This window comes from Peterkaempfera griseoplana (genome assembly GCF_001418575.1).
Taxonomy (GTDB): Bacteria; Actinomycetota; Actinomycetes; order Streptomycetales; family Streptomycetaceae; genus Peterkaempfera; species Peterkaempfera griseoplana.
In genome coordinates, this window is sequence record NZ_LIQR01000313.1 from 20,788 (window position 1) to 31,201 (window position 10,414).

8 protein-coding genes are annotated in these 10,414 nt (G+C 71.9%); 4 read left to right on the plus strand and 4 right to left on the minus strand.

Annotated features, from left to right (window positions below):
- Positions 1-88: 88 nt before the first annotated feature.
- The gene (locus AOK09_RS23000) at positions 89-928 is read right to left on the minus strand and encodes an alpha/beta fold hydrolase (RefSeq protein ID WP_055589129.1); all 840 of its coding nucleotides are present in this window, start codon (positions 926-928) and stop codon (positions 89-91) included.
- 454 nt (positions 929-1,382) lie between these two features.
- Here AOK09_RS23000 and AOK09_RS23005 point away from each other — a divergent pair, with 454 nt between their 5' ends.
- Together AOK09_RS23005 and AOK09_RS23010 are read left to right on the plus strand one after the other, a co-directional pair.
- Positions 1,383-2,081 (plus strand): alpha/beta fold hydrolase, encoded by a 699-nt coding sequence (locus tag AOK09_RS23005; protein ID WP_055589130.1) that lies wholly within the window; start codon positions 1,383-1,385, stop codon positions 2,079-2,081.
- 22 nt (positions 2,082-2,103) lie between these two features.
- Entirely contained in the window at positions 2,104-3,075 is a 972-nt protein-coding gene (locus tag AOK09_RS23010) for an aldo/keto reductase (RefSeq protein ID WP_055589131.1), read from the plus strand.
- Between the two features lie 58 nt (positions 3,076-3,133).
- Here the strand turns inward: AOK09_RS23010 and AOK09_RS23015 are convergent, their stop codons facing one another.
- Positions 3,134-5,074, minus strand: coding sequence for a multicopper oxidase family protein (locus tag AOK09_RS23015; RefSeq protein ID WP_055589132.1), 1,941 nt, complete (start codon positions 5,072-5,074; stop codon positions 3,134-3,136).
- Positions 5,075-5,834: 760 nt separating this feature from the next.
- On the opposite strand from AOK09_RS23015, the gene AOK09_RS23020 reads away from it, so the two are divergent.
- Together AOK09_RS23020 and AOK09_RS23025 are read left to right on the plus strand one after the other, a co-directional pair.
- Positions 5,835-6,932 (plus strand): baeRF2 domain-containing protein, encoded by a 1,098-nt coding sequence (locus AOK09_RS23020; protein ID WP_055589133.1) that lies wholly within the window; start codon positions 5,835-5,837, stop codon positions 6,930-6,932.
- A 38-nt stretch (positions 6,933-6,970) separates the two neighbouring features.
- On the plus strand, positions 6,971-8,320 hold the full coding sequence (locus tag AOK09_RS23025; protein WP_055589137.1) for a phosphoribosyltransferase family protein: 1,350 nt from the start codon (positions 6,971-6,973) through the stop codon (positions 8,318-8,320).
- A 361-nt stretch (positions 8,321-8,681) separates the two neighbouring features.
- Here the strand turns inward: AOK09_RS23025 and AOK09_RS23030 are convergent, their stop codons facing one another.
- Both AOK09_RS23030 and nadC read right to left on the minus strand, forming a co-directional pair.
- Entirely contained in the window at positions 8,682-9,191 is a 510-nt protein-coding gene (locus AOK09_RS23030; RefSeq protein ID WP_063796039.1) for a hypothetical protein, read from the minus strand.
- 214 nt (positions 9,192-9,405) lie between these two features.
- On the minus strand, positions 9,406-10,380 hold the full coding sequence (gene nadC / locus AOK09_RS23035) for a carboxylating nicotinate-nucleotide diphosphorylase (RefSeq protein WP_055589139.1): 975 nt from the start codon (positions 10,378-10,380) through the stop codon (positions 9,406-9,408).
- Positions 10,381-10,414 lie beyond the last annotated feature (34 nt).

The following is a 10,414-nucleotide window of genomic DNA, read 5'->3' on the forward strand; positions in this document are numbered from 1 at the left end:
CGGCTCCCCCCGGGCCGGTGCGGTCCGCCTGGTGCGGTCCTGCGGACGGCGTCGGTGCGGTGGACGGGCGCGCTCCCCGCGGTCGGCTTCATCGCCCTCGCCACTCCGCCGGCCGATCCCCGGTGGTCCGGGCCAGGAAGTCCAGCAGTAGCCGGTTGACCGCGGCAGTCGCCTCCAGCGGGAGCCAGTGCCCGGCGCCGACGATCCGTTCGAACCGCCAGGTGCCGCGCACCTCCTGAGCCGACCCGGTCATCTGCTGCTCCGTCAGGAAGCGGTCCTCGGTGCCCCACAGACCCATGGCCGGTACGTCGACCGGGGCGGGCGGCCGGCGGGGGCCGACCAGCGACTCCGGCGGCGCCCATGCGCGGTACAGCCCCAGCGCGGCGGTCATGGCCCCGGGCTGCTGGAGGCGGGCCACGGCCTGCTCCATGTCGGGGTGCCCGGCAAGGAGCTCGCGGAGTTGCGCAGCGGAGTCCTGCAGCAGCCATTCCTCCGCGACGTCGAACTGGAAGAGCAGCGTGTACCAGCCCTTCTCCCGCTGCTCCCGGCCCGCCCGCCGGTAGGAGGCGGGATGCCCGGTCGACAGGCAGACCAGGCCGGCGACCCGGTCCGGCTTCGCGGAGGCGAAGACCCAGGCGATCACCGCGCCCCAGTCGTGGCCGACCACATGGGCACGGTCGACACCGAGCCCGTCGAGCACCGCCTCGACATCGCCCAGCACGCGTGCCGGCGCGTACTCCTCGACCGCGACGGGCTTGTCCGACGCGCCGAATCCACGCAGGTCCACGGTGATCACGCGATAGCCGGCGTCCACCAGCACCGGCACCTGGCCGCGCCACAGCTCGGCGCTGTCGGGGAATCCGTGCAGCAGCAGCACGGCGGGGCCGAACTCCGACCCGTGGGTCTGCACGGCCAGGCCGTCGATCATGGCTCTCACAAAACTGCTCCTTCACGGCAAGGCTGCTGTCCGGGGAGCTCTCCGCCCACGGGACCAAGCGCCGGTGTCCGGGAAATGGTCCGCGCGGTCCGGCCCGCCGGTGCGGGAGCGCGGCCCGCCGGCGCGGCGCCCTGCAGGTGGCACGACCAACCGGCCGCAGCCGCAACAGCAGCCCCGGGAATGCGCGGCAGGCTCACCGTCCACTATGGACCATCAATCGGGACGGGTTGCTGCGAAGCGGATCACTTCGGGACGACTGCGCAAGAACCCCGGACAAACGAACATGGCCCGGCATTCCTTCTCGGCCGTACCTTCGACCGCAGGCGGCACCGGCCGCCCCCTCGCACCGCCGATGCGGTGGTCCGCTCCTGCCCCTACCGAGGGGTGGCATCCACCCCGCCGAGCTGATGTGCCCCTTTCCTTCACCCACTTCCAAGGTTGATCCATGGCCTCTGCAGACAACGACCAGCCCACGATCCTTCTGGTGCACGGCGCCTGGCACGGCGCCTGGTGCTGGGAGAAACTCGTCCCCGAACTCACCGCGCTCGGGTGGCGGGTCGCCACCGTCGACCTGCCGAGCTCCTCGCCCGACCCCGAGAACCCCGCCGGGATGTACGACGACGCCCGGGCCATCCGCGAGCGCCTGGCCGGTCTGGACGGCCCGGTGACCGTGCTGGCGCACTCCTACGGCGGGGTGCCCGTCACCGAGGCCGCCGCCGGCGCCGTCGGTGTCTCCCGCCTGGTCTACCTCGCCGCCTTCCAACTCGACCAGGGCGACTCCCTCGCCGGCCAGAGCGGGGGACAGCTGCCCAGCGGCCGGACCGGCACACTGCCGGCCCCCGGGGACCCGGTGAACTACTTCTACGCGGACGCGAACCCGGAGGACGCCGAGCGGGCCGCCGCGCGTCTGGTCCTGCAGACCGTGAAGTCCTTCAGCGAACCCCTCACCCAGGTGGCCTGGCAAACCGTGCCCTCCACCTACATCGTGTGCGAGAAGGACCAGGCGCTCCCGCCCGCCTTCCAGGAGGCGATGGCGAGCCGCTCGGAGCGCTCGTACCGCCTGTCCAGCAGCCACTCCCCGTTCCTGTCGGCGCCCGCGGAGCTGGCCCGGCTGATCACCGCCGACGGCCTCCAGCAGTCCTGACCACGACCCCGAAAGACATCACATGCACCACGTCCCCCTGGGCTCCCAGGGCCTGACCGTCTCCGCCCAAGGCCTCGGCGCGATGGGGATGAGCGCCTGGTACGGGCCGCGCGACGAGCACGAGAGCATCGCCACCCTCAATGAGGCCGTCGACCTCGGCGTCACCCACATCGACACCGCCGAGGCGTACGGCCCCTTCGCCAACGAGAGGCTGCTGGGCCGTGCACTCGGTGGCCGGCGTGACGAGATCACCGTCGCCACCAAGTTCGCCACCGAGTTCGACGACGACGGCACCGCCCACGGGCACAACGGCACCCCCGCCTACGCCCACCGGGCCATCGACCGCTCGCTGCGCCACCTCGGCGTGGACGTCGTGGACCTCTACTACCTCCACCGGGTCGACCCGAAGGTCCCGGTCGAGGAGACCGTCGGCGCCATGGCCCAGATGGTCCAGGCCGGCAAGGTCCGGTACATCGGCGTCTGCGAGACCGACCCGGAGACCATCCGCCGGGCACACGCCACCCACCCCCTCACCGCCGTCCAGTCCGAGTACTCCCTGTTCACCAGGGACGTCGAGCACAACGGCGTCCTGGAGACGGTTCGCGAACTCGGCATCGGCTTCGTCGCGTTCTCTCCGCTGGGCCGCGGCCTGCTGACGGGCGGGATCACCGACGCCGCCGAACTCGCGGCCGACGACGCCAGGCGGAGTCTGCCGCGGTTCTCCGAGGAGAACATCGCCGCCAACCTCGGCGTGGTGGGCCGCCTCAGCCGACTGGCGGAGGCCAAGGGGGTCAATGCGACGCAGCTCGCACTGGCCTGGCTGCACCACCAGGGCGTGGTACCCATCCCCGGCACCAAACGGCGTACGTACCTGCGGCAGAACGCCCACGCCGCGACCATCGGGCTCAGCCCGGAGGAGCTCGCCCAGGTGGACTCGGTCGCCCCGCACGGCATCGCCGCAGGCCATCGTGGAGGCGAACGCCCCAAGAGCTGATCCCGCAGAAAGGCCGGTGCCCTCGTACCTGCCTCGTCCCCGAGCCGAGGGATTCCCCCTAGCCGACGCGGAAGGGGCGCATCATCTCGTTGTCCTCGTGTTCCAGAAGGTGGCAGTGCCAGACGTAGCGCCCGGCCAAGGTGAACTGCGTCTTCACCCGGGTGACGGTGTCCGGGGGCGCGATCACGGTGTCCTTGAATCCGCTCTCCCCGGGCTGCGCGGGCTGTGCGTGCTGTCCGTTGCGCCGCCGGTCGAGGATCTGGAACTGGACCTCGTGGATGTGGATCGGATGAGCGTCCGGCGTGAAGTTGTGGATCTCCCAGATCTCCGTCGCCCCGACCTCCGGGTTCTCCGTGATGGGATCGTCCCAGCCCAGGGTGTCCGGACGGCCGCCCTCCACCGTGCCCAGCAGCACCGCCCGCGGCCCCACGCCCGGCAGGACCGCGGACCTGGCCTCCGCCAGGGCCACTCGCCGGGTGGTGCTCGCTGCGCCCAGACCCTCGAACGCGGGGAGAGCGAGTCGGTCCGGCGGCACGGTACGGTCCGGCGACGTGAGCGGCTGGACGACGAACTTCATCACCTGCCCGGTGGTGTGCGGGTCCGCCGCCTCGAAATCGGTCCCGGCGACTCCGCTGCTGAACGGCCCGTCCGGGCCTTCGTTGATCAGGTACAGCTCGGTCCCGACCGGGACGGAGGTGAAGTCGACGATCACGTCGGCGCGTTCGGCCGGTGCGGCGAGCAGCTGGTCGAGCTGGACGGGAGAGGGCAGGAAGCCGCCGTCGCTGCCGATCTGCCAGAGCGGGAGCGCCGGCCGGGCGGGCCGCCGGGCCAGCGGATCAGTGACGATCTTGAGGACCAGGAAACGGGCGTTGCAGCCGTTGAGGAAGCGGCAGCGGTACCGCCTCGGCTCGACCGGCAGGACCGGCCAGGTCCGGCCGTTGACGACCACCGTGTTGCCGTAGAACTCCGGATTCCAGATCGGCGAGATGTCGCTCCGCGGTATGTACGGCCCGGCGAACCCGTCGAAATCAGCCCGGCTAGGCGGGTAGTGGAGTTCCCCGTCCGGGGTGAACGTCCGGTCCTGGATCGCGAGAGGAATCTCGTGGTAGCGGATCCCCGGGGGATCTCCGAGCTGCGGGGCGGGCCCTGGGAGTACGCCTTCCGGAAGGTCGGCCGGGCCGCCGCGGAGCAGGTAGAAGCCCGCCATCCCGGCATACACGTTCAGCCGTGTGATCCCCAGCGTGTGGTCGTGGAACCAGAAGGTGGCCGCGCGATCGCTGTTGGCGTACTGGAAGACAGTGCTCGCCGGTCCCCATGCGGCGCCGAACTTGTCCGCGAACAGCTTCCCGAAATGATCGTGATAGGAGCCGGTCCGTGCGTATCCCCGGGGGATGTTGCGTGCGGCGGGGAGGAACCATGCCTCCGGGTAGCCGTCGCTCTCCTGCATGTTGTGCCCACCGTGCAGGTGGGTCACGATGGGCACCGGCCCGGTGTAGGGGCCCGGCGTCGAGGCGAACGGGGGGCGCGAATCCCGGCCGGACCGTCCGCCCGCCGGGTTCGCCCAGTGCACCGTCGGATCCACCGGCAGCAGGTGCGGCAGGAAGTCGCCGGCCTTGTCGACCAGCTGGTTCACCCAGGTCACCCGCACGGCCTGGCCCACCGATGCGTTGATGGTGAACGCCGGATAGTGGAAGCTCTCCGGATGGTGCACCGATCCGTACCCCCACACCGTCGTGGCGGGCAGCCCGGTCGGCAGGATCTGCTGCCGGAACTGCCGGACGCCGATCGTGTAGTGGTCGATGCGGGCCGCCGTGTCCCTGCCGACCCAGGGCATCGCAGGCGGGACCGGCAGCTGTGCGCCGTACTTGGGGATCGTCGCCGGGTCCAGGATCCGGCCGGAACTCACCACCCGGGACCGAGCCGGCACAAGGCCCGACGGAATGACCGCGGCCGCTCCGCCGAGGGCTGCCGCCTTCAGGACCTCTCGCCTTGCGACCATCGTGTTCCTCTCGGGCTGATCCGGAGGGATTCGAGCGGGCATGCGCACTGCCGCACTGCGCCATCCCGCTTTCCCTGACCGGGCTCCGTCACTCCGGGGAAGGTGAAGAAGCGCTCGTTCGGCGCAGCCGCGGACCGGGGGAGCAGCCGCCGACTCCGTGCCGACGCTGAGGGCGGCAACGGCCGCACCGAAGCCGGCCTCGCAGGCGAGGCCGTACGTCTGATCACCGGGGCCCCATGCGTCGTGCCGACGGATGCGGCGGAGGATGTCGGCGGGTGTCTCCCGAACGGGCCGGGGTACGGGGCCGTCATCGAGGCGTCGGAGCCGAACGGCCTCGCTGTCGTCGGCATCGGAGGAGGACGCTTCGCCGGTGCCCTGTCGGCTCGGCACCCGGATTCGCCGAGGTCCTCACCGCGGCCCCTCTCGTCTCCCCATGAATCCGGCGGTGCCGCTCCCTCCCTGGAGGCGCAGCGGAAGCGTCGTACCGTGAACCTGAGGGCTGCACCACGACCGGACCGGCCTCCCCGCCGATTCCGGGGAGAAAGGTCCTCGCACCAGGGCCGTTCGGCCCTCGTCCGCGAAGCGGCCGTGCGTAGGTTGGGAAAGCGAAGCGTTGAGCCCTCAGCCCCCGGTGTTCAGCCGGGTGGCTGGGCCGGCTGTCGGCAGCCCGGATGCGGTCTCCTCGGCCACCGGCCCGAGCGGTTTCGCAGTCGTCCGCTCCCTCCGGAGGCGGTGCGGCGCTCAGCAGTCAGGAGGCATCGTGAAACTGGCCTTCCTCAGCCCGCTGTACGCACGGCAGGGTCCCTTCGCCTGTGTCTACGTGGACACGTCCCGCGACGTCGAGGATCCGGAGCGGGCGATCGAGCTGCGCTGGCGGCACCTGAAGCGGGACCTGGAGAGCCAGGGCGCCGACATCGCCACCGCCGGAGCCCTGGCGCACGTCGTGGGGACGGACCGGGAGGTGGCCGGGCCACACGGTCAGGCCGTGTTCGCGGCGCACGGGCGGCTGGCGCTGGCGGAGGAACTGCCGGAGCCGCCGGTGCGGGACAGGGCCCGGTACACCATGCTGCCCGACGCCATGCCGCTGGCCTTGCAGCACGCCCCGGACATCCCCTACGTCGCGGTCGCCGTACACCGGGTGCCCGAGGCCGGCCACGGGGCGATGCAGCAGGAGATCGCCGTGGAGATGCAGTCCGGGCGGTGGCCGACGACCAGGGTGGCGGGCGGTGACCGCACCCAGCGGCGGGTGCCGGCCGGCGAGTGGCGGCAGGGTGCGGCCCGGATCGGCAGGGAGCTGACGGAGCTCGCGGACCGCAGCGCGGCGGAGGCGATCGTGCTCTGCGGCGACGTGTGGGCGCGTGGCGTCCTCACCCATGAGCTGCCCGGCCGCCTGCGGGACCGGATCATCGGCGTGGAGGGCGTCGAGCGTCCGTCCGAGCCCGGCCGGGCGCTGCTGGAGGGCGAACTCGGCTATCTGTTCCGGGGGCGCATGACCATCGAGGACCGGGCCCGAGTCGAGATGTTCCTGGCCCGCCGGGCACGCGGACACGGGGCCGCCGAAGGGCTGATGGCCGCCGTCGGCGCGCTGCGGCGCGGCCAGGCGGAGGCCTTGCTGATCAACGATCCGCCTGACCTGCCCGTGCGGTTGTGGGCGGGCATCGCGCCGAAGCAGATCGGCCTGTCCGAGGAGGAACTGGGGGCGTACGGCGTGCGGTCCTGGGGCGCGGAGCCGGCCGACTCCGCCCTGATCCGCGCGGTCGTCGGCACCCGGGCCGAGCTGATCGTCGTGCCGCGCGAGGACTTGTCGCTGGTCGACGGGGTGGGCGTGCTGCTGCGACACACGAGTGTCCGGCGCTGAGGACCCGTACGGCTCGGGGAACGCGAGGAGCGCAGATGGTGTACTTCGTTGATCGACTGGACGCGGGGCGGCGGCTGGCGGCACGGCTGGAACACCTTCGCGGCCAGGACGTGGTCGTCCTGGGTCTGCCGCGCGGCGGCGTGACGGTCGCCGCTCAGGTGGCGGACGCCCTCGGCGCGCCGCTGGACGCGGTGGTGGTGCGCAAGCTCGGCGTGCCGTTCCAACCGGAGCTGGCCATGGGCGCGATCGGTGAAGGCGGGGTGCGCGTCCTCAACGACGACGTGCTGTCCAGAGGTCGCATCCCGCGCTGGCGACTGGACCAGGTCGAGGAACAGGAGCTCGCGGAACTCCACCGCCGCGCCACGCTGTACCGGGGCGGTCGGCCGGGGATCGACATCAGGGGCCGCACGGTGGTGGTGGTCGACGACGGCATCGCGACCGGCGCCACCGCGCGAGCGGCCTGCCAGGTGGCTCGCGCCCGGGGGGCGGCCAGGGTCGTGCTCGCGGTGCCGGTCGCTCCGCGGGGCTGGACGGCGGAACTGGGGGATACCGCGGACGAGTTGGTCTGTGTGGACACTCCTGCCACCTTCTTCGGCATCGGTCAGTTCTACGCCGACTTCTCCCAGACCGCCGACGAGGAGGTCACCGCGTGCCTGGCCGGTGCGGCCGAGCGGATCCGCTCGGCCCAGTGCACAGCCGCGCGGTCCGTCGGCCCCTCGCCGGTGGACGAGGAGGTCGGCGTACAGGCCGGAGCCGTGCGGCTCGGCGGGCGCCTCAGGGTGCCCGAAGGGGCGACAGGAGTCATCGCCTTCGCGCACGGCAGCGGCAGCAGTCGCCACAGCCCGCGCAACCGTTTCGTCGCGGAGGCGCTGAACCGGGTGGGACTGGCCACGCTGCTCTTCGACCTGCTCACCCGGGACGAGGAGGCCGACCGGGCGAACGTGTTCGACACCGCCCTGCTGGCCGGCCGCCTGCGCGATGCCACATGCTGGCTGCGCGATCAGCCCGGGACCCGCGGCCTGCCGGTCGGCTACTTCGGCGCCAGCACCGGAGCCGCAGCGGCCCTGTGGGCGGCGGCGGAGCCCGACGCCCAGGTGGCTGCCGTCGTCTCCCGGGGCGGCAGACCCGACCTGACCGGGCCGCGGCTGGCCGCCGTGCGGGCGCCTACCCTGCTCGTCGTCGGGGGCCGTGACGAGCTGGTCCTGGCCCTCAACCGCCAGGCCCAGACCTGGCTGCGCTGCGAGAGCCGTCTGAGTGTCGTCCCCGGTGCCACGCATCTGTTCGAGGAACCCGGTGCCCTGGAAACCGTCGCCGACCTGGCCGGCCGGTGGTTCGCCGACCACATGGTCCCGCTGCTCGCCCACGCGGCCCCGGTCCGACGGCACTGAGCCCCGTACTGCGGGCGGCCGCTGACGTACCGGGTCGGGACGAGTCCTCCAGGAGAAAGCCAAGCGCCGTGTCATCCCGTTCCCTGAACTCGGCCGCGACGACGTCGGCCGGGTCGGTGGCAAGAACTCCTCCCTCGGGGAGCCGATCGCTCATCTGCGCCCGCCTCAGCACCTGCGGGACCTCCGCTCGCCCGCACGGTCGCGACGGTGCTGCGGTTGATCGGGCGGCGGCCGATGCGACGGCAGGCACGACACCCAGCTGTGACGACGTCCAGTCCGGTTGTGGCGTCGCTGAGCCGTCATCCCTGGTGGCTGTGCGTGGCAATCGGGGCCCGGGTGTCCGGTGCCGGAGCCGCGTGGGCTACTTCGGTGTGTACAGGCCGGGATCGCTGCCGTAGGCGATGAGAGGCGTCAATGGGACCCAGCCAGGTCCGCGATGGTCGAGCCACCAGCGGCCGATGGTGTGGAACTTCTCCTCGAAGCGAGGATCCCAGGAGAACGCGCCTCCGGTCGGTGCAGGCAGTCGGGTGCGTCGCCCGCCCGCCTCGCACACAACGATGGTCCGCTGCCCCAACGCCCTGTCGACGAGGATGCCCTGTACACCTGACCAGGGGATGACGCGGCGGCGGACGTTGTCCACCACGAGCGCATGGTGGGTGAGAGTGACGCCTTGCCCCCGTCCCAGCAGGGTGCCCACAAGCATCGCGACCAGCACCCCAGCCGTGCCGGCCGGCGGGATGCCGTGATGGTCGCCGGTGGCCGACATTGCCACCGAGGCGAGGAACATCATCACAATGGGACCCATCATGGGGCTGGTCCGCTCGAGCAAGGTCCGGCGGAAGCGGATCTCACCGACCTGACCGGACGGCACTTGACGCCTCGATCTGCTCCGCCCACACCCCACAGATGGCCTCCGCTACTGGTGATCGGCAGAGGTCGCTGCTGATCGGCGGGGAATCTTATCGGTTGCACTCGCCAGAGGTCGAGGACGAACCGGAGATCGACGCTCACCCGGTACGCCGTCGGTCAACGGTCGCCCGGCCCGGCTGGATGAGCCTCGTGGCCGACATCGGTGGTCAGGAGCATCAGAGGTCCAAGCCGATGTCGAGGATGGGGGAGGAGTGGGTGAGGGCTCCGACCGAGAGGTGGTCGACGCCCGTCTCGGCGTATGCGCGGGCCGTGTCGACCGTGAGGCGGCCGGAGGACTCGAGAATCGCCCGGTGGTTCACCAGGGCCACCGCCTCGGCTGTCTGCTCCGGGGTGAAGTTGTCCAGGAGGATCAGGTCCGCGCCGGCCTCCAGGACCTCGGCGACCTGGGCGAGGGTGTCGACCTCCACCTCGATCGCGAGGCCGGGGAAGCTCTGGCGTACGAGCTTGAAGGCCTCGGCCGCGCCGCCCGCCGCCACCACGTGGTTGTCCTTCACCAGGGCCGCGTCCCAGAGGGACATGCGGTGGTTCACCCCGCCGCCGCAGCGGACCGCGTACTTCTCCAGGGAGCGCAGGCCCGGGGTGGTCTTACGGGTGTCGCGGACCTTGGCTGTGGTGCCTTCGAGCGCGTCCGCCCAGGCGCGGGTGGCCGTCGCGATGCCCGAAAGGCGGCAGAGGAGGTTGAGGGCGCTGCGCTCCGCGGTGAGCAGGTCACGGGTGCGGGTCGTGACCGAGAGGAGCCTCTCGCCCGCCTCGACGCGGTCGCCGTCCTCGACATGGCGCTCGACCTCGAAGGTGTCCGTGCAGACCACCGAGAGGACGGCTTCGGCGATGTGGACGCCGGCGACGGTGCCTGCCTCGCGGGCCGTGAAGTGGCCCGTGGTCACTGCCTCTTCGGGGACCGTGGCGGCCGTGGTGACGTCGATGCCCCCGGCCAGGTCCTCGCCGAGTGCCGTCCGTGCGATGTTCTCGACCTCGACCGGGTCCAAGCCCGCGTCCTGGAGGCGCTGGGCGAGGGCGGGGTCGAGGCCGCATTCGAGGTCGCCTGCCTCGCCGCAGCCGTAGCCGTAACCGTTGTCGCGGCGGTCGCCGCAGTCGTCGGTCCGGACGAGGTGAAGGTCGGGGGTACTCACGGTCACTGCTCCTGGGGACGGGGAGGGAGGGTCG